The 18605-nt window shown below is 68.9% G+C and carries 14 protein-coding genes; 5 read left to right on the forward strand and 9 right to left on the reverse strand.

The features are described from left to right. Positions 1-22 precede the first annotated feature (22 nt). Positions 23-694, forward strand: a complete 672-nt coding sequence (locus tag KF708C_RS11540) for a response regulator transcription factor (RefSeq protein ID WP_059412033.1) — start codon at positions 23-25, stop codon at positions 692-694. 500 nt (positions 695-1194) lie between these two features. Next, positions 1195-1899 carry a LuxR C-terminal-related transcriptional regulator gene (locus KF708C_RS11545; protein WP_043366050.1) on the forward strand — a complete coding sequence of 235 codons (705 nt, stop codon included), beginning with the start codon at positions 1195-1197 and terminating at the stop codon, positions 1897-1899. Positions 1900-2028: 129 nt separating this feature from the next. Here KF708C_RS11545 and KF708C_RS11550 read toward each other — a convergent pair whose 3' ends face one another. From KF708C_RS11550 to KF708C_RS11570, 5 genes are all read right to left on the reverse strand, one after another. Then, positions 2029-3318 (reverse strand): EAL domain-containing protein, encoded by a 1290-nt coding sequence (locus tag KF708C_RS11550; protein ID WP_156173796.1) that lies wholly within the window; start codon positions 3316-3318, stop codon positions 2029-2031. A gap of 303 nt (positions 3319-3621) precedes the next feature. After that, positions 3622-4584 carry a fimbrial protein gene (locus KF708C_RS11555; RefSeq protein ID WP_155888021.1) on the reverse strand — a complete coding sequence of 321 codons (963 nt, stop codon included), beginning with the start codon at positions 4582-4584 and terminating at the stop codon, positions 3622-3624. Between the two features lie 101 nt (positions 4585-4685). Next, the gene (locus KF708C_RS11560; protein ID WP_059411911.1) at positions 4686-7289 is read right to left on the reverse strand and encodes a fimbria/pilus outer membrane usher protein; all 2604 of its coding nucleotides are present in this window, start codon (positions 7287-7289) and stop codon (positions 4686-4688) included. A 182-nt stretch (positions 7290-7471) separates the two neighbouring features. Continuing rightward, positions 7472-8206 carry a fimbria/pilus periplasmic chaperone gene (locus KF708C_RS11565; protein ID WP_020202222.1) on the reverse strand — a complete coding sequence of 245 codons (735 nt, stop codon included), beginning with the start codon at positions 8204-8206 and terminating at the stop codon, positions 7472-7474. 89 nt (positions 8207-8295) lie between these two features. Beyond that, positions 8296-8814: a fimbrial protein gene (locus KF708C_RS11570; RefSeq protein WP_441602038.1), complete on the reverse strand. Its 519-nt coding sequence runs from the start codon at positions 8812-8814 to the stop codon at positions 8296-8298. Here KF708C_RS11570 and KF708C_RS36650 point away from each other — a divergent pair. Then, positions 8699-8986 (forward strand): hypothetical protein, encoded by a 288-nt coding sequence (locus tag KF708C_RS36650; RefSeq protein WP_231401588.1) that lies wholly within the window; start codon positions 8699-8701, stop codon positions 8984-8986. The genes KF708C_RS11570 and KF708C_RS36650 overlap by 116 nt on opposite strands. A 619-nt stretch (positions 8987-9605) precedes the next feature. Here the strand turns inward: KF708C_RS36650 and KF708C_RS11575 are convergent. The 3 genes from KF708C_RS11575 to KF708C_RS11585 are packed head-to-tail and all read right to left on the reverse strand — an operon-like array spanning position 9606 to position 15370. Next, positions 9606-12731 (reverse strand): efflux RND transporter permease subunit, encoded by a 3126-nt coding sequence (locus KF708C_RS11575; RefSeq protein WP_020202220.1) that lies wholly within the window; start codon positions 12729-12731, stop codon positions 9606-9608. 13 nt (positions 12732-12744) lie between these two features. Then, complete coding sequence (locus KF708C_RS11580) at positions 12745-13968, reverse strand: efflux RND transporter periplasmic adaptor subunit (protein WP_052165833.1); 1224 nt, start codon at positions 13966-13968, stop codon at positions 12745-12747. Positions 13969-14005: 37 nt separating this feature from the next. Further along, positions 14006-15370, reverse strand: coding sequence for a TolC family protein (locus tag KF708C_RS11585; RefSeq protein WP_369796874.1), 1365 nt, complete (start codon positions 15368-15370; stop codon positions 14006-14008). A gap of 587 nt (positions 15371-15957) precedes the next feature. On the opposite strand from KF708C_RS11585, the gene KF708C_RS11590 reads away from it, so the two are divergent. Continuing rightward, a complete protein-coding gene (locus tag KF708C_RS11590) occupies positions 15958-16722 on the forward strand; it encodes a sulfite exporter TauE/SafE family protein (protein WP_020202217.1) in 765 nt (254 codons plus the stop codon). Positions 16723-16752: 30 nt separating this feature from the next. Here KF708C_RS11590 and KF708C_RS11595 read toward each other — a convergent pair whose 3' ends face one another. Continuing rightward, positions 16753-17238: a GFA family protein gene (locus KF708C_RS11595; protein WP_059411912.1), complete on the reverse strand. Its 486-nt coding sequence runs from the start codon at positions 17236-17238 to the stop codon at positions 16753-16755. Between the two features lie 700 nt (positions 17239-17938). Between KF708C_RS11595 and KF708C_RS11600 the strand changes: the two genes are divergently transcribed. Next, on the forward strand, positions 17939-18589 hold the full coding sequence (locus KF708C_RS11600; protein WP_059411913.1) for an HAD domain-containing protein: 651 nt from the start codon (positions 17939-17941) through the stop codon (positions 18587-18589). Positions 18590-18605: the final 16 nt, after the last annotated feature.

Here is an 18605-nt window from a genome sequence, read left to right on the forward strand (position 1 = left end):
CGCATGGCATGGCGGAGAAATCGTGAGCGCTGACAACCAGTTTTCGATCAAGGTCGTGATCGCCGACGACCATCCTACCGTATTGCGCGGTCTCGTCCATACGCTGGAGCCGATCGGCACGACCGAAATCGTCGCGACCTGCCGCAACGCCACCGAGCTGATCGCCGCGCTCGAGAAGCAGCCGTGCGACGTGGTGGTTTCCGATTATGCGATGCCGGGCGGCGAGCGCAGCGACGGGCTGGCGCTGTTCGAATACCTGCGGCGCCATTATCCGAAGGTCGGCATCGTCGCGCTGACGGTCATGGACAGCCCGGCGGTCATCCGCGCGCTCCTGGCGGCGGGCATCACCACCATCCTGAGCAAGTCGGACGCGACCGGCCACATCATCACCGCGATTCACAGCAGCTACGCCGGCGGCTCGTACCTGTCGCCGACCATCGAGAAGGTCGTGGCCGGCAGCGAGGGCGCGGGCACCGGCCAGCCGCTTTCGCCGCGCGAGCTGGAGGTGGCGCGGCTGTTCGCCTCGGGGCTGTCGATGACGGATATCGCGAAGCGGCTCAACCGCAGCAAGCAGACCGTCAGCACGCAGAAAGTGATGGCCATGCGCAAGCTCGGCATCGCGAACGACGTCGAGCTGATCCGCTACGCGATCGAAGGCGGGCTCGTCGCTTCGCCCGGTAAAGACGGCAAATAGGCGCTTCTCTGCCTGCCGGCGGCGCGCCGGCTTGTCGCCGCATTGTCGCCGGAAGCCACCGCGCCATCACGCCATCGCTTCGCAATGGGGATGGGAGATGCCCGCGCCATGCCTTTTCTTTTTTATCCTGTTTTTATCTCCGCTTTTAGCCAAAATCTTAATTTCAGTGCCAAAAAACATTGATTTTTTCGGTCTGGAATGAATTTCGTACGAGTACTAATCAAAATAAGTAAAGTCGATCAATCGTATGATTGGCGCCATCCATTCCTATTATTAAACTGACTTCGGCGGCTTCCCCATTGCACCAGTCCCTTGTGTGAACCACGCGAGGCGCAAACGGAAGGCATCCGCCAGGACTGGTTGCGACGACAAGGGCACCGTACCCCCGACGGGCCGAGCTTCGCATTGCCGCCCAGTCGCCGCCGTACCCGTTCCCTCACCGGGAAACGGGATACCCATGCCCTTGTCGCGCGCGCCCATTACTCAACGGATTAAATGGCATGAATAAATTCTCAATCCGCGTTGTGATCGCCGACAGCCACCCCGCGGTTCTGATCGGACTGCAACAGGTTCTCGAGAGCGCGGGCCACATAGAGCTCGTCGGCACTTGCCTGAACACCACCGAACTCGTCGAACTGCTGCAGCATGTCGCCTGCGACGTCGTGATCTGCGATTACACGATGTCCGATGGCGAATATGGCGACGGCATGGCGCTGCTCGGTTATTTGCAGAGGAATTTTCCGAATATCGGGCTTGTCGTGCTGACGACGATCAGGAATCCCGCCGTGATACGGACATTGGCCGCGCACAGCGGCCTGTCGTTCATCAGCATGGCGGACTCGACCGGCCATATCATCACCGCGGTCCACGCCAGCTTCGCGGGCGGGACGTACACGTCGCCGACCATCAGGGCCATCGCGACCACCCTGAACAAAGGCTCGGCCGACCTCGCCACCGAACTGTCGCCGCGCGAGGCCGAAGTGGTGCGGCTGTTCGCGTCGGGCAATACCGTGACCGATATTGCGGAACACCTGAAACGCAGCAAGCAGACCATCAGCTCGCAGAAACGAAGCGCCATGCGCAAGGTGGGCGCGTCGAACGACGTGGAGCTCATCACGTTCGTGCTGAACGGAGGCAATGAAGGCGCCTCGCTGCTCTTTCCGGCGGACGACCTGTCCGGCGCGCACGCGAGGGAGATTCCCTGAACCCCTGAACCTCTGATGCCTGACGGGGGCGGACGCGGTTGTCCCGCCCCCAAAAAGCGCGTCCCCGCCATTGCGGGGACGTTTGCGTTTACGGGCAGCCAGGCAATCGGCCTTGCTGCGGGGAAAAGCCTACAGGCCTTCCCCGCTCTCGACGGCAGGGTGCCGGCTTGCCGGAACGCTCGCGCCCAGCCCAGGCAATCCGCCGCCCGCCGCGAGGCGCTGCAGGTAGTCCGCCGCTTCCAGCGGCCGGCACAGCGCATAACCCTGTCCCGCCGAGCAGCCCGCCGCGCGCAGCGCGGCGACCGCCTGCACGGACTCGATGCCCTCGGCCACCACCGTCATGCCCCGCGCCAGCCCCAGATGGACCGTGGCGGCCAGCGCGCCGCCGAGGGCCGGGCTGTCCGCCATGCGGCGCACCAGCGCGCCATCGATCTTCATCTCGTCGAACGGCATGTCGCACAGCATCTTCAGCGACGCCGCGCCGGTGCCGAAATCGTCCATCGACACGCCGAATCCCCTGGCGCGCAGCCAGTGGATGGAGGACGACAAGGCCAGCTCGTCGAGCACCGGCTCGCTTTCGGTCAGCTCCAGCTTGATGAGCGAGGCGGGCAGCGAGGCCTGCGCCAGCGCGCGCTCGAAGGCCGGCACGAAACCGGCCGACGACAACAGCGAACAGGGAACGTTGACCGCGACGGGCACGGCCCGGCCCAGCCGGGCCGCGCGCTCGAGCACCGCGACGACGCGGCCCAGTTGCAGGAAGAAGAAGCGCTGCGCGCGGGCCGCGTCCTGCGTCCACGGGATGAACGTGGCCGGCGACACGGCGCCGAACTCGGGATGGCTCCAGCGCGACAGCGCCTCGGCGCCGACGATGCGGCCGTCGCGCAGCGAGAACTGCGGCTGGACCACGATCCTGAAGCCCTCGTCCCGCGCCAGCGCGTCGACGAACGCGGCCTCGCAGCCTTGCTGCCGGTCCGCCGCGGCGCCGCGCGGCGGCGCGGCGCCATGCGGGACGTCGGGCAACGATGCGATGACCTGCCTGAGCGCGCCGGCAACCGCGTGCGGCGAGCGCTCGCACAGAATATGGACCGGAACGCCCGCCTCCCCGGCGAGCCGCGCGTGCGACGCCAGCGCCTGCCGCGACAGCTCGGTCGCGTAGACCACCGGCGGCACCGCCGCCAGCCGGCCTTCGTCGCGCGCGGCGGCAAGGCGCGAGGGCAGGAACAGGCCTTCGCCGTTGTCCCGGCAGAGCTGCGCGAAGACGACGGTGCGCATGCCGGATGCCAGCAGTGCGAGCAAGGCATCCGTCGAACCCGCGAACTCGACCGTGACGCCGGACAGCCAGCGCAGCGCGGCGCCGAGCCATGCCGGCACGTCGCCCGGCGCGGCCAGGACGACCAGTTGCGTGTGGGCGCCGGGCATCCGGCGCGCGGCGCCGCCCTCTCCCGTGCGGGCCGGCGCCATGCGCCGGCCGGATGCCGGCGCGTGCCGCGCGTTGCCGCAGCCGCGCGCCCGGATCATATCCGCCACACCGGTCACACCGGGCACACCGGCCACACCGGCCGCGCGCGCGCGGACCCGGTCCTCGTTCCTGCTTTCCACCGTCGCTTTCATGAGCATCCTCCCAGTCCTGCGAACAGGGATGACGCCATCGCCCGTTCGCTTTCCCTTTTGGTTTTCCTTCCGCTTTTCCTTCCGTGCTGGCTGTCCATCCGCGCGCGCCATCTACTGATAGTCGACCAGCACCATCACGCTGCCCTTCACGCTGCCGACCGTCACCGGGTCCGCCGTCTTGATGTATGTCGCCTTGTACGGAACCGCGTACGAGCCGCCGGTCGTCTTGCTATAAGCATTGAGCTTGATCGACTGATTGAACGTGGCGGGCGTGCCGTTGGCGTCGGTGATCCGTATGCGCACGCCGGTGGCGGTGGAGTCCGCGCCGAGCGGCAATACCCCGGTGTAGGCGCTGGTCTCGGAGCCGACCGGCACGAAGCTGTAGCCCACGCGGTTGAAGCCCGCCGGGCAGTTGTTCAGCCGGACGTTGAAATCCACGCCGCCGGCGCTGCTGCCCACGGCGCCGAGCTTGCCGAGCGCGATCGGGGGCAGGGTGACGGCCTGGCTCGGCGTGGAGCAGGTCCCGTCGATGGTCTGCACCGTCGCCGCCAGGAAGATCTGGTATTTCGTGTTCCCGTTCGAGAAATACAGGATGTAGTACGCGGGGGAGAGGGTGGCGCCGTTGGCCTTGAGCGGGCCGCCAACCACCTTGGTCCCGTTGGACACCAGCTGGATCTCGATGGGCCGCGAAAAGGAGACCGTGCTGGGCCCGGCCATCATCGTCTGCCCGTTGATGATCAGACGCGTCGAGAGCCCGGTGACGGTGGTCAGGACGTCCGGTCCCGGCACCCGTTCGGCGCCGCCGTACTTGTACATCTCGATGTACGTCAGCGTGCAGGTCGTCCCGTAGCAAAGCTGCGACGGCGTCAGGTAGTCGCGCGCGACCACGGTGCCGCCGGCGACGCTGGCCGGCACCGTGATGGTGGACTGGCCGAACACGTACTGGGCGAATGCCGGCGACGACAGCGCGGCCATCAGCCCGGCGGCCACGAGGCCGTTCCTCGCCCAGCGGGCGGGCGCGATCCGCGCGGCCGCCCGGGCCGCGCGCATGACGATGGAAAGAAGTCTGTTCATGCTTGGGTTCCTGTCTGTTTGAACTACACCCGGATTGCGGGACGCGGCGTGTGGCGCGCCGGCTGCGCGGCGCCGCCACCTGCCGTTGCCTTCGGCCGCCGTCAGTCGGCGGCAGGCCCGCAGGTCGTTTCGATCTGCTGGTAGCTGCGCGCGGGCTGCTGCCCCTTCGCCGCCGCCAGCGTGTACGGCATGGCGCACGACGCGCCGCCCTCGTTGCCCCAGCGCACGGTCAGCGTGCCGTGCTCGTCGAGGCCGCGCGCCAGGATGCGGCCGCCCTGGCCGACCACGCCGACCTCCGTGCCCGCCGCGTTGAGCACCTGGGCGCCGAACGGCAGGGCCTCGCCACCGGCCTGGCGCGCGGCGATCAGCGCCGCGCGGCCGACCACGGTCGGGAAGCGGATCAGCGGCACCGCGCCCGCGCGCGGCACCACCTGCTGCGCGGTCACGCTCAGCTCGACGTCGAGCGGCAGCCCCGTGGGATCGAGCTCGACCTCGTTGATCGAGTACGGCGTGAGCATCGGCACCACGGCATAACCGCGGCTGTCCATGCGCACCCCTTGCGAATTGAGCACGCGCGCGCCGGCCGAGCCCGGCGCCTCGACCACGGCGAAGGTGTCGGACAGCGGCTGCGACAGCGTGACGCCGCCGGGATGGACGACCACCCCGCCGCGCGCGCCGACCGAAGCCTGCTGGTAGCCCTGGCCGACGCCAGCGCTCGCCGTGAGCTCGGCATACGGCGCGCGATACACGACCGTGCCGCTGCCGTTGGTCGAGGCGCCGCCGTCCTGCGACGCGTGGTTGCCCGACACGCTGTAGAACAGCGCATCGTCGCGCCCGGCGCTGCCCGACAGCGTGGCCTGCGCCTGCGCGCGCCCGTTGGTGTCGAACGACAGCGCCGAGGACGCGATGACCGGGCGCTCCCTGCCCAGCGGAATGCTCACGCTCGCGTAGAACGTCGTGTTGCGGTTGCCCAGGCTGCCGTTCTCGCGCGTCACCGACAGCCGGTAGGTGATCCGGCGGAACACGTTCGAATACGAGGCGGCATAGGTGATGTCCGAGCCGGGACGGTTCCAGTAATTGCTCCCCGACAGCGTCATGCCGAACTGCCCGAAGCGGGCGCCCAGGTTCTGGTTGACCGACAGCGACGCGCGGCTGCGCTGCCGGGCGATGTCGTCGGGCGAGCCGCCGCGCTCCACCTGGTCGCGCATGAGCATGGCGTCGTTGAGGCCGAAATAGCCGCTCGTCGAATAGCGGTACGCGGCGATGGCGATGTCGGTGGAGGTCTGCGTGATCGACTTCGCATAGCTCACGCGCGCGCTGGTGCCGTGAAAGCGCCGCGTGCCGGGCGCCACCGTGGTCGCCTGCGTGACGTCCACGCCGAACGCGCCCACCGAGGTGTTGAGCGCGCTGCCCAGCATGAACGACAGGTAGCCCTGCGCCGCGGTCACGCCGCCGTAGCCCGTCACCAGGTTGGTGAGGCCCTGCCGCCACGTGCCCTGCATGAACAGCGGGTTGCGGCTGCTCTGCGCGGTGCGCACCGCGCCGGCCACGAAGCTGTAGCGGTGCGTGCCCGGGCGCAGCGCCAGCGGCACCGCCGCGTACGGCACGGAGAACTCGTGGACCGAGCCGTCGGCTTCCTTGACCGAGACGTTCAGGTCGCCGCCGTAGCCGGTCGCGTACAGGTCGTCGATCTCGAACGCGCCCGGCGCCACGGTGGTCTCGTAGATCTTGACGCCGTTCTGGCTGACGGTGACGCGCGCGTTGCTGCGAGCGATGCCGCGCAGGACCGGCGCGTAGCCGCGCGCCGAGTCCGGCATCATCCGTTCGTCGGTCGACAGCTTGACGCCGCGGAACTGCGTGGAGTCGAACAGCTCGCCCGACGTGTAGGCTTCGCCGATGGTCAGTTGCGAGGTGAGCCTGGGCAGGTCGCGCTGCACGTAGGTGGCGATGTCCTGGTAATGCCCGCCGTTGTTGTTCGACCAGCTATACGAGCCCTGGTGGCGGAAATGCCAGTTGCCCACGTTGAAGCCCGCCGTCAGGCCGGCGAAGCCCTGCGTCAGCGACGGGCCGTCGTTGTTGCGCGTGGTGTACAGGTCGGCGCTGTAGTTCAGCATGCCGGTGGTCACGCCGGCTTCCCAGCGCTCCGGCGAGACGTAGCCGCGCGGCGTGCGGCGCAGCACGCCCTGCGGAATGCTGAGCGACAGGCGCTGCTCGTCGAACACGAATGCCGCGCTCGCGTCGGCGATGGCCTCGGGCAGCCCGACGCACGCGTCGTCCGCCTTGAGCCGGTCGCGCACGTCGTCGGGCAGCTTCAGCAGGTCGACGCCGAGCTCCTCCAGCAGCGCCCTGCTGAAGCAGGGCTGCGCGTCCTTGCCGTCGGCGGCGGCGCGGAACGGCACCTGCGCGCGCGTGACGCTGTCGCCGTTGACGTAGAGGTCAACGCGGTAGTCCCCGGGCAGCACGCCATTGCTTTTCTCGAAGCGGCTCAGGTCGATGCGCTGCTGGTCGGCATGCACCAGGAAGCCGCTGTCGAACTGGACGTCGGTGGCGGCGGGCTGCGTGCTCGCCGCGGCGCCCTGGCGGCCCGCGGTCGCGGCCTCGGCCTGCCCTTGCCACAGCAGCAGCGTGGACAGGACGGCCAGGTACAGCGGGTTCAGTCGTGGCACCCGACCACCGTCGATGCCACCGTGGCAAAACAATGTCATATGACTCCTGAGATGTCTCTTGAGACCGGAGGCCGATAAAGCCGCGGGGCACCGGGCAAAGCGGGACCACGTAGCCGGGCAATGGGCGAACACCCGCCCCGCCGGCCGCTGTCGGGGCCTGCAAGGGCGAATGGATGAAACGGGGGCGGGCGGTGCGCCCGGGATGCCGGCGCGCGGGCGCGTCAGTGGAGCGCGTCGCTCCTGGTGACGCTGGCCGCGGCGGCCGGGCGGATCACGCCCCAGTCGTCGATGCTGCTGAACGTCACGCTCGCGCCGCCCACGGGACCCGTGGCGAGGCGGGGAAGCGGCATGCGGGCCGCGTCTTTCGCGCGGACGTAGGTCGGTTCGACCTCGTATTTCTGCCCCGCCGCCTCGAGCGTCACGCTGCCCAGGTTCACCACGTAGGGGCTGGGATTCGACACCTTCAGCTCATGCTCGCCGCTGTCGTCGCGGCGCACGATCTCCCACCGCAACTGCCGCGCGGCATCTTCCGCGTTGCCGGCCAGCCCGGCCGGCCGGTACATCACCTTGATCCGCGAGCGGAACGCCAGCTGGATCTTGTTGGCTGCCTCGTCGTCGCGCGCCTTGGGCGGGACTTCCAGCACGTTCAGCCAGAACAGCGATTCCTTGTCCGTGGGCAATGGTTCGCCCGTGTAAAACATGCGCAACGTCTGTCCCTTCTCGGGATCGATCCGGAACATCGACGGCGTCAGGATGAACGGCACCTTGATCGACTCCGGCGCCGCCTTCTCGTCGCCCGTGTCCATCCAGGTCTGAACCAGCGCGGGCGTGTTCCCGTCGTTCAGAAGCCGGACGGTCACTTCGCGGCTGTCGCCCGGAAACACCACGCGCGTTCCGGTGATCACCACGCTTGCCTGGGCCATGCCGCTCAGAACGGTTGCGCTCAGAGCCAGCATGGCAACTGCCTTGGATACCCATCGACTCATCTGCTACTCCTTTCTGGTCATCTGGCGGGCGGCTGCCGCCGCCCGCCGCTTTCGTGGACTTACTGGTAGTTCAGCGAGTACTGGATGCGCGAATCCGCGGTGCCGGCGGTCGCCTTGCCGGTGGCCACGTATTCGGCGTAGTACTGCAGCGACGCGGCGCCGCCGTTCAGGTCGACCGTCTGCGAGTTCTGCGTGCCCACGGGCGCGCCGGCCACGATCGGGTTCTGCGCGTTGTTCAGCAGGCGGATGCGGACGTTCGCCGCCACCGGCTTGCCGCTGCCGTCGTCGATCAGGTTGATCTGGCCCGATGCCTGGTCGACCGTGTTGCCGGCCTCGAAGTAGGTCGAGACCTTGGTGGAGCCGGCGGTGCAGCCGCTCAGATTGATCGAGAACGGCGTGCGGCCCGCGGTGTCGCCGGAGCTGCCCAGCGAGGACACCGACACGGTCGGCAGCTTCACCGTCATGTTGCTGGTGCCGGTCGCGCCGCCGCCGCCGGTGATGGTGCACGTGGTCGACAGCACCTGGCCGCTGAAGGTGATCTCACCATCCGCCGCCATTGCCGCCGGAGCCGACGCCACTGCCGCGGCGATCGCCAATGCCTTGAAAATGGAATTCGTGTTGATTTTCATTTTTGCCTTACCTGTCTTTATATGCCTGCATAGTGAACTCCCCCGGATCGGGTGGACGCTGACGGCGTGTCATTTCAACGCCAGCCCAGATTGTGGCAACCTTGCGTTTTTGGCGAAATAGGACTGCCGCGAAAGCTATTTACAGCCATTTAGTAATCGTACTAAAAGCACGGCAAGGGCCTATTAAGACCCATGATTTGGGCGCGCATCATGAAGATCGCGACCCGGATCGCGCATCCTGCTGGGGTTTTCGAAGAAGATGAGAGCGGATTCGGGGGTGCTGTGGCGGCGAGGCAAGTCCGCGGGCGGGTGGAGCGGACGGCGCAAACCCGTTCCGGACCGGATTTTCCGATCCGGCGTAGCGGGGTGCCGCGTTATACACCCGGAGGCTGGCCGGTTTTCCGTTGCTCGGTTTATTCCGAATCAATATCGGAACTATCTCGTGTTTTCGGATTTTCGGCAGTGACCCGCGCGGCGATGGCCGCGATGGGAATCGCCATATTCCGATAATGCCGGGAAATAAATCCGACGGGGCGATCAGAAAATACCGAGCGATAAACCGGCGGGCGCCGGCCCGGCACAGGCCGGGAAATCCGGCGCCAACGACAAAAAAGGCCTGTGCCGTAAGACGGCACAGGCCCTGCTGACAAGGTCGGCTTGCGGCTTGTGGCCCCCCTCACCCGCAAGCGGGGGAGGGGGGCCAGCCGGCGGCAAACCCGGATGCCGCTTTGCCGCGCGGATCAGGCCGGCACCGAATCCGACAGGCGGTTCTCGTCGCCGTTGCCGCCGCCTTCTTCGTCCGGCCAGTTGCGGCCGACCATCCATTCGTACAGCGTGGGCAGCACGATCAGCGTGAGCAGCGTGGCGGTGATCAGGCCGCCGATGATGACGATGGCCAGCGGGCGCTGCGTCTCGGAGCCGATGGCGCGCGAGATGGCCATCGGGAACAGGCCCAGCATGGCCAGCAGCGCGGTCATCAGCACCGTGCGCAGGCGGTCCATCGAGCCGGTCAGCACGGCCTGGCGCACCGGCATGCCTTCGTCGCGCAGCTGGTTGAAATACGTCACCATCACCACGCCGTTGAGCACGGCCTGGCCGAACAGCGCGATGAAGCCGATGGCCGCCGACACCGACAGCGGAATGCCGGTGAGGAACAGCGCGAACACGCCGCCGATCAGCGCGAACGGGATGTTCGAGATGATCAGCGTGGCGCTCTTGAACGACTTGAACGCGTTGAACAGCAGCAGGAAGATCACCAGCACCGACAGCGGCACCACGATCGACAGGCGCGCCATCGCGCGTTCCTGGTTCTCGAACTCGCCGGACCAGCTGATCTTGACGTCGTCGGCCTTGACGTTCTTGGCCACCAGCGCCTGCATGTCCTTCACCACGCTGCCCATGTCGCGGTCGTGGATGAAGATGCCGATGGAGGTGGTGCGCTGGCCGTTCTCGCGGCTGATGTTCATCGCGCCCGATGCCGCGCGGAAGTGCACCAGCTGCGACAGCGGCACCTGCGCGCCGTCCGCGGTCTGCATGAAGATGTTCGGCAGGTTGGGCAGCTCGCGCTCGCCCGGCTTCAGGCGCACGACCACGCTGAAGTGCTTCTCGCCCTCCCACAGCTCGGTGGCGGCCTTGCCGGCCAGCGCGGTTTCCATCAGATCCTGCACGTCGCCCACGTTGATGCCGTAGCGCGCGGCCTGGGCGCGGTCGAATTCCAGCACGTACTGCGGCAGTTCGCCGTCGCGGTCGATGAACGCGCGCATCACGCCCTGGACCGACTGCACGTTGGCCAGGATCTGGTCGGCCACCTGCTTGTTGTGCTCGAGGCTGTCGCTCTGCACCTTGATCACGATCTGGCCCTTGATCTGGGAGATGCTCTCGAGGATGTTGTCGCGCACCGGCTGCGAGAAATTGGGCTCGATGCCGGGCAGCTGGCGCAGGTTGGCGTTGATCTCGTTGATGATCTTGCGCTTGTCGTAGCCGGCGCGCCACTGCTTGTCCGGCTTCAGGTCCACCAGGATCTCGACGGTGTTGATCAGCTTGGGATCGGTGCCGTCGTCGGGGCGGCCCACCTTGGAGATGGTGGTGTTGACCTCGGGCGTCTTGCGGATCACGCCGCGCAGGCGGCGCGCCTGGTCGCGCGCCTCGTCGAGCGAGACCGAGGCCGGCAGGTCGAAGCTGACCCACATCGAGCCTTCGTCGAGCTCGGGCAGGAACTCGCTGCCGAGGAACTTGCCCACGCCCACGGTGGCCACCAGCAGGCCCAGCGCGATGCCCACCACGGTGCGCTTGTGGTCGAGCGCCCAGGCCAGCATCGGCTCGTAGATGCGCTTGCTGTGGCGGACCACGAAGTTGTCGTCGTGCGCGATGTTCTTGGTCAGCAGCAGGTGGCACAGCAGCGGCACCACCGTCAGCGAGATGATCAGCGAGCCGATCAGCGCGCCGGTCACGGTGTAGGCCATCGGCGCGAAGATCTTCCCTTCGTGGCGCTGCAGCGTGAAGATCGGGATGTGCGCGGCGATGATGATGATCATCGAGAACACGGTCGGGCGGCCCACCTCGGTGGTGGCCTGCAGGATCGCGTGCATGCGCGCGCGGCTGTCCTTGATCTGCTGCTCCTTGAGTTCGCCGAGGCGCTTGAAGATGTTCTCCACCACGATCACGGCGCCGTCGACGATGATGCCGAAGTCCATCGCGCCGAGCGACAGCAGGTTGGCCGGAATGCCGACCCAGGTCAGGCCGATGAACGTGGACAGCAGCGCCAGCGGGATCACCAGCGCCACGATGGCCGCGGCGCGCACGTTGGCCAGGAACAGGTACAGCACCGCCATCACCAGCAGCGCGCCCTCGACCAGGTTGCCGAACACGGTGTGCAGGGTCTTGTCGATCAGCGTGGAGCGGTCGTAGTACGGCACGATCTTCACGCCCTTGGGCAGGATCTGGTTGTCCAGCAGCTCGATCTTCTTCTTGAGCGCCTCCAGCACCAGCGAGGGGTTCTCGCCCTTGCGCATCACCACGATGCCCGAGACGATGTCGTCCTCGTCGTCCTGGCCCATCAGGCCCTGCGGCGGCGCCGCGCCGACCTTCACGTCGGCGATGTCCCTGACCAGGATCGGCGTGCCGTTGACTTCCGTCACCACCACGCTGGCGATGTCGGCCGAGGTGCGGAAGCTGCCCAGCGAGCGCAGCAGGAACTGCTGGCGCCCGTTGGCCACGGCGCCGCCGCCGGCGTTGGAGTTGGCGCGCTGCAGCGCGGTGAACAGTTGCGCCAGCGAGATCTTGGCGTCGCGCATCTTCGCCAGGTTGGGGTTCACCTCGTACTGCTTGATGGTGCCGCCGATGGTGACGAGGTCGGCCACGCCGGGCACCTGGCGCAGGTTCTTCTCCACCACCCAGTCCTGCAGCGTGCGCAGCTCCTGCGCGGTGTAGCCCTTGCCGGTCAGGCGGAAGCGGAAAATTTCGCCGATGGCGGTGGACAGCGGCGCCAGGTCCGGCTGCACGCCGTCGGGCAGGTCCACGCCGCGCAGGCGCTCGATGACCTGCTGGCGCGCCACCACGTCGGTGGCCTTGTCGTTGAACGTGACCATCAGGAAGGACAGGCCGAACTGGGTGTGCGAGAACACCCGCACGGAATTCGGCGTGCCCGCCAGCGCGGTCTCGATCGGGATCGTGACCTGGCGCTCGACTTCCTCGGCGGCGCGGCCCGGGTACAGCGTGATGACGTTGACCTGGATGTCGGAGACGTCCGGGAAGGCTTCGATCGGCAGGTTCTTGAAGGCCGCCAGGCCACCCCCGATGAAGATGGCGAGGCCGAGCCAGACGAACAGCTTCTGGTGCAGCGCGAAATGAACGATACGCGAAATCATGTGGCGGTCTTCCTCACTGCTTCGCGCCGGAGCTGCCGCCGGCTTCGCCGGCACGCGCGGCGTTCACCGCGGTGGCGTCGCGCAGGATGTCCTGCAGGTACAGGTTGCCGTCGGTCACCACCACGTCGCCCGCCTTGAGGCCGTCCACCACCTCGGTGGTGCCGGGCAGCGACACGCCCAGCCTGACCGGGCGGCGCTCGAAGCGGTTCTGCGCGGCGCGCACGAACACGTAGTGGCGGTTGTCGGCCAGGAACACGGCCTTGGACGGCACCGAGATGCCCTGGAACGAGGCCGCCGGCAGCCGGGCCGTGACGAACATCTCGGCCTTCAGGCGGCGGTCCGCGTTGGGCACCGACAGCCGCACCTTGATGCTGCGCGCGACCGGATCGACGTAGTCGGCAACCTTGACCACCTTGCCCGGGAAGGTCTCGCCGGGATAGGCGCTCGACACCAGCTGCACGCTCACGCCGGGCTTGAACAAGGCGAGGTCGGCCTCGGCGGCGTCCACCTGGGCCCACAGCTCGGTCGGGTCGGTGACCAGGAACAGCGGCGCGGCGGGCGGCTGGTCGGGGCGCAGCTCCATGCCGACGTTGATGTTGCGCTCCACCAGCAGGCCGTCGATCGGCGTGCGCAGGGCGAAGCGGTTGACCGCGCCGTCGCCCTGGGCCGGGGCGCCGTACTGGCGCAGCGCGGCCTGGGTGCGCTGCAGGTCGGCGCTGGCGCGCGCGGCGTCGGCCTGGGTCTGCTCCAGGTCCTTCTGCGCCACCACGCCGGCCGCGAACAGCTCGCGCTGGCGCGCCAGCGCCTTGCCGGCGTAGGCGGCATCGGCCGCGGCCTTGCGCGCGTCGGCCTGGGCCATGCCGAAGTCGGTCGAGGTCAGCGTGGCCAGCACCTGGCCGGCCTTCACGCCGGTGCCCGGCTGCGCCAGCACCTCGGTCACGCGCCCGGCGAACGGGCTGGACACGCGCACGGTGCGGTCTTCGTTCCACACCAGGCGGCCGGGCAGGCTCAGCATGCGCTCGCCGCCGCTCTTGACCGCTTCGCCGGCGATGCCGGGCAGGGTCTTCACGGAAGCGGGGAATTCGACCACGTTGCCGGCGACCTTGGGGTCGTCGCTGGGCGGCGGGGCTTCCTGCTTGCCGCAGGCGGCCAGCGCCAGCGCGACCAGCGAAAGCGTGGCCAGGCGCACGCGCAGGCCCGGGCGGGCGGGAGAGATCGAAGCGGGCGTAGCAGTCATCGGGGACATCGAAGCAGACATCGGAGCGGACACGGGATTAAGGGCGCGGCACATCGGTACGAGCCTGGGCATTGGGTGAGGACTGCAGGGCGGCGCGGTAGGCCGACAGCGACTTGGCGTACTCGCCCCGCGCGGCCACCGCGTCGAGGCGGGTCTGGCGCAGCGCGCGGCGCGCGTCGAGCAGGTCCAGCACGCCGCTGGCGCCCCTGGAATAGGCGAACTCGGCGCTGCCGGCCACGCTTTCGGCGGCGGGCACCACGCTCTCGACCATCTGCTTGAGCGACAGGCGCGCGGCCTCGAGCTGGCTGCGCGAGCGCTCCAGCTCGTTCTGCGCCTCGAGCAGCACGCGGTTGCGGTCGTCCAGCGCGGCGTAATAGTCCACCTCGGCGCGGCGGGCCTCGCCGCCGAAGCTGTGGCGCACGAACAGCGGGATCGACACGAACACGCCGAAGCTGTTGCCGCTGCCGGTCTGGTTGGCGTCGGAGACCGGATAGTGCTCGGCCTGCGCGCCCACGGTGACGTCCGGCACGCGCCCGGCGCGGGCCAGGTCGCGCGCGCTGGCGGCGGCGGCCAGGCGAGCCTCGGCGGCGGCCACGTCGGGGCGGCGCTGCACGGTGTCGGCGTCGGGTTCCGGCACCGGCACGCCGAGCTCGGGCCAGTCGGCCACCAGCCGGTTGTCGGCCAGCGTGCCGGGCACGCCGACGGCCTGCGCCAGCGCGGCCTTGTCGCTGGCGTAGCCGGCCGTCGCCGCGCGCAGGTCGGATTGCGCGCGCAGCACATCGAGCTGGAGCTTGGTCACGTCGGCGCGCGACACGTCGCCCGCCTTCAGGCGCACCTCGTTGGCCTGCTGGGTGCGGCCGTACAGGGCCAGCGTCTCGTTGAGCACGGCCACGCGCTCCTGGCTGACCAGCGCCGCGAAGAACGCCTGGTCGACCGCGCTGGACTGCTGGGTGATGACCGCTTCCAGCATCTCGCCGGCGGCGCGGCTGGAGGCGCGCGCGCTTTCCACGCGCAGGTTGCCCTTGTTGGCGGTCTCGATCACCTGGTCCACGCGCAGCGTGGAATCCACGGTCTTGCTGCGCGGGCCGCCGGAATTGAAGCCCTGGTGCGGGTTGATGTTGGCCACGCCCAGGCTGAGCACCGGGTTGGGCCGCTGCGAGGCGATCTGGATGTCGGCCTGGCTGGCCTCTTCATTGCGGCGCGCGGCGATGATGTCGCGGTTGCAGCGCACCGCGTCGAGGCGCACCTGCGCCAGGGTCAGCGCGGCCCTGGCGGGCGGCGCCACGCACGGGCCGTCCGCCGGCAGCGGCGCGCTCGGGGGAACATCCGAGCCGGCCACGGCGACGCCGGCAAGGGCGCTGAGCAGGCTCGTCAGCAAGAAACGTGGAAAGGAAAATGACACGATCAATCAGGCTCGGTTCGACTTTAGTGTGCGGTAAACGACCATGACGGCCGATCGGTGCACCGCGGCCGCGAACTTTCACTTATCTCCATGAAACATGCCGCGTTCGTGCCGGCATCCGCAAACGGGCGCCGGTCGGCCGAAGGGCGCGACATATCCCGTGCGCATTCAAACTGAAACGCATTACAAACGGCTTTCATCAGCGCAGTAAAAGCCGGCGTAATCGTAGGAACGCGCCGATTTCGAGGGAAAACCCTGACGAAAGCGCCACTTTCGTGAGGAAAGCACGCGCGGGCGGCAGCCATCGGCAAAGGCTCGTATGATTACGCACTTTGCGTCCGCGAGACAGGGGCAGCGCGCCGGCATGGAAATGGGTGTTGCAGTGCCGCATCGGCCCGCCGTTTCCCGGCTTGCTTCCTGGCTGGTTTCCCGGCTTTCGGCCGCCCTGTCCCGGGGCGGTCATATTGTCCGGCTAGGCCGCCCGGCACCGTCCGCGGCATCGTTCCGTGCTGCCCTGTATGGCGCCGCGTTGCCCGTGTTGCCGGCGCCGTTTCGCCATTTCGCCATTCCCCCAGCCCTCCGTTCCCATGCCCGACCATTCCCTGCTGTCCTCCCTGATGATCTTCGGCCTTGGCGGGGCGCTGGGCGCCGTGGGCGGCCTGTTCGGCATCGGCGGCGGGCTGATCGCGATTCCGGCGCTGGGCCTGCTGTACGGCATGGACCAGCAGCTGGCGCAGGGCACCGCGCTGGTGATGATCGCGCCCAACGTGCTGATCGGCTTCTGGCAGTACCGCCGCCGCGCCGACATCGCGCTGCGCACGGCCGTGGTGCTGGGCCTGTCGGCGGTGCTGGCCACCTATCTGGCGGCCCGCGCCGCGACCGCGATGGATGCCGTGCTGCTGCGCCGCATCTTCGCCTGCTTCATGATCGGCATGGCGCTGTATTTCCTGTGGCGCCTGCTGCCGGGACGCGCCGCCACCGTGCAGCGGGCGCGCCTGTCGCCGCGCTGGATGCCCGCGCTGGGCGCCGTGGGCGGCGCGTTCTCGGGCTTTTTCAGCGTGGGCGGCGGCGTGGTGGCCGCGCCCGCGCTGGTCGGCCTGTTCGGCTTCCGGCAGGCGGCGGCGCAGGGGCTGGCGCTGGCGCTGGTCACGCCCGGCGCGGTGGTGGCGCTGGCCACCTACGCCAGCGCCGGCCACGTCGACTGGGCCAGCGGCATCCCGCTCTCGCTGGGCGGCATGCTGACCATCTCGTGGGGCGTGGCGCTGGCCCACCGCATGCCCGAGCGGCGCCTGCGCGCGCTGTTCTCGCTGTGCCTGATCGCCACCGCGGCGATCATGCTGGTGCGCGGCTGAGCGCCGCCATCCGCCTCCCCGCCTGAACGCCTACCCCAGCAGGCCCTTGCGCCGGTGCCACTCGGCCAGCGACTCCGCCGGCCACGTGCCGCAATGCACGTGGCCGCGGCCCGTGGGCACGTCCACCCACGGCGCGGCGTAGTCCAGCGCGGCCTCCACCACTTCGGGCGGCCTGGGCAGCGGCGTGTCGATGGCCGACGCCTGCGGGTGCACCAGCTCCGGCCAGCGCGGGTCCCACAGCCACAGCGCGCTGCCGCACTTGAGGCAGAAATGCCGCTGCGCCTGCGAGCGGTACGCGCGCCGGCCCGGCTCGCGCATCACGGCGTGATAGATGCCGACGTGCTTCCTGCCGCGGACCTTGAGCGTGGCGGCGTCGCCGCCGAGGTTGATGGCATAACCGCCGCCGCCGGCCGTCTTGCGGCAGATCGAGCAATGGCAGTGCATGAACGGATAAGGGGAATCGGCCTCGAGGCTGAAGCCGACGGCGCCGCAGTGACAGGAACCTTCGAGATGCATGGGACCTCCTGCTGGTTGGGGGAAAGTCCATTCTAGGCAACGCCGCCGGCGCGGGGCCGGCTGGACAGGACATGCCCGCTATGGCATAAGGACCAGTCCGGCGGCGGCCCGAGATTGCGGCCGTACGCCAACCGCCAACCCGAACCCGGCCCGAACGCCGCATGCCCATCGTCCCGACCGCTCCGCGCGCCGCCCTCCCGCCTGCCCCGCAGGCCGCGCCGGCCTGCGCGCGCGCGGCGGCCCCCCGGGGTCTCGCCGCCGTGCTTTTCCTCGCCGTGCGGGGAAGGCGGGACATCGCCATGCTGTCCTGATCTCCCCGCACGGCACCTTGCCAGCGGGCGCGCGCGCCCTTTGTCCAACGTGCAACCGGGAGAACAGCCAATGTCCTCGATCTACCGCAAGACCCTCTGCGCCATCGGCGCCGTCGCCGTGGCCTACCTGCTCATCAACCTGTGAAGCCGCGGGACGCCGCGCACCGGCGCCGGCGTCCCGCGCGGGCGAGCTGGGCGAGTCGGGCGAGTCGGGCGAGTTGTTTCGGCGCGAAACAACTCGCCGCGGCGAACGGATGAAATTTACGAAGCCGCATCTCAAGTTACAGATATGTTGCACATTAGGCCGCATAGCGCACTGCAGATTTCCCGGCCCGCGTCGTAATCTTCAACACGTGCCAACCACGGCGCTGCCACCAGAACAGGAAATCATGTCAGAACGCCTCATCATGCTCGACGTCCCCGGTGTCCTCTATTCGGGCCGCTCCGAGGCCCGGCTGGGCGGGATTCCCGATACCGGCACCCTGCGCGACGTCCGTTTCTTCGATCCGCTCGCGCTCGGCTTCGTGCGCCGCCTGTTCGGCCTCGCCGGCGCGCGCGTGGTGGTCTCCGAAGCGTGGCGCCGCGGCGTGCCCGCGGCGATCCTGCAGCAGCTCGACCTGCAGGTCGAAGGCATGACGCCCGACGTGCCCGGCGGCCATGCCGCGCGCGTCGCCGCCTATTTCGCCAAGCGCCCCGCGCCGCAGGCGTTCGCCATCCTGACCTGCGACACCGCGTCGCTGCGGGACGAGCGATACGCCTACCTGCGCCCGCACACGGTCGCCGTGAATCCGGCCGAGGGCCTCACGCCGGCCAACTTCAAGCAGGCGCTGGACGTGCTCGGCGTGGCCTGCCCGTCCACGCTGAGCCTCGACACCCAGCCCGACGCCGGCCTCGAAGCGCGCCTGCAGCGCCTGCGCCGGCTGGCCCGCGAAGCCCCCGCGCGCTTCGCGCCGGGCGCGATCGCCACGCCGCTGCTGCAGGGCGTGCCCGAGCTGGTCCTGCCGGCGCAGGTCGTCGCCCCGGCAGTGGCGCACGCGTGACGGCGCGGCGCGCCGC

It is taken from the genome of Cupriavidus basilensis (assembly GCF_000876015.1).
Taxonomy (GTDB): Bacteria; Pseudomonadota; Gammaproteobacteria; order Burkholderiales; family Burkholderiaceae; genus Cupriavidus; species Cupriavidus basilensis_B.

What these genes read in the sequence shown, in the direction of transcription:
- KF708C_RS11545 (WP_043366050.1), top strand. Translation starts at nt 1,195, where the DNA reads ATGAATAAATTCTCAATCCGCGTTGTGATCGCCGACAGCCACCCCGCG.
- KF708C_RS11550 (WP_156173796.1), bottom strand. Translation starts at nt 3,318, where the DNA reads ATGCCCGGCGCCCACACGCAACTGGTCGTCCTGGCCGCGCCGGGCGAC.
- KF708C_RS11555 (WP_155888021.1), bottom strand. Translation starts at nt 4,584, where the DNA reads ATGAACAGACTTCTTTCCATCGTCATGCGCGCGGCCCGGGCGGCCGCG.
- KF708C_RS11560 (WP_059411911.1), bottom strand. Translation starts at nt 7,289, where the DNA reads ATGACATTGTTTTGCCACGGTGGCATCGACGGTGGTCGGGTGCCACGA.
- KF708C_RS11565 (WP_020202222.1), bottom strand. Translation starts at nt 8,206, where the DNA reads ATGCTGGCTCTGAGCGCAACCGTTCTGAGCGGCATGGCCCAGGCAAGC.
- KF708C_RS36650 (WP_231401588.1), top strand. Translation starts at nt 8,699, where the DNA reads ATGTTGCTGGTGCCGGTCGCGCCGCCGCCGCCGGTGATGGTGCACGTG.
- KF708C_RS11575 (WP_020202220.1), bottom strand. Translation starts at nt 12,731, where the DNA reads ATGATTTCGCGTATCGTTCATTTCGCGCTGCACCAGAAGCTGTTCGTC.
- KF708C_RS11580 (WP_052165833.1), bottom strand. Translation starts at nt 13,968, where the DNA reads ATGACTGCTACGCCCGCTTCGATCTCTCCCGCCCGCCCGGGCCTGCGC.
- KF708C_RS11590 (WP_020202217.1), top strand. Translation starts at nt 15,958, where the DNA reads ATGCCCGACCATTCCCTGCTGTCCTCCCTGATGATCTTCGGCCTTGGC.
- KF708C_RS11595 (WP_059411912.1), bottom strand. Translation starts at nt 17,238, where the DNA reads ATGCATCTCGAAGGTTCCTGTCACTGCGGCGCCGTCGGCTTCAGCCTC.
- KF708C_RS11600 (WP_059411913.1), top strand. Translation starts at nt 17,939, where the DNA reads ATGTCAGAACGCCTCATCATGCTCGACGTCCCCGGTGTCCTCTATTCG.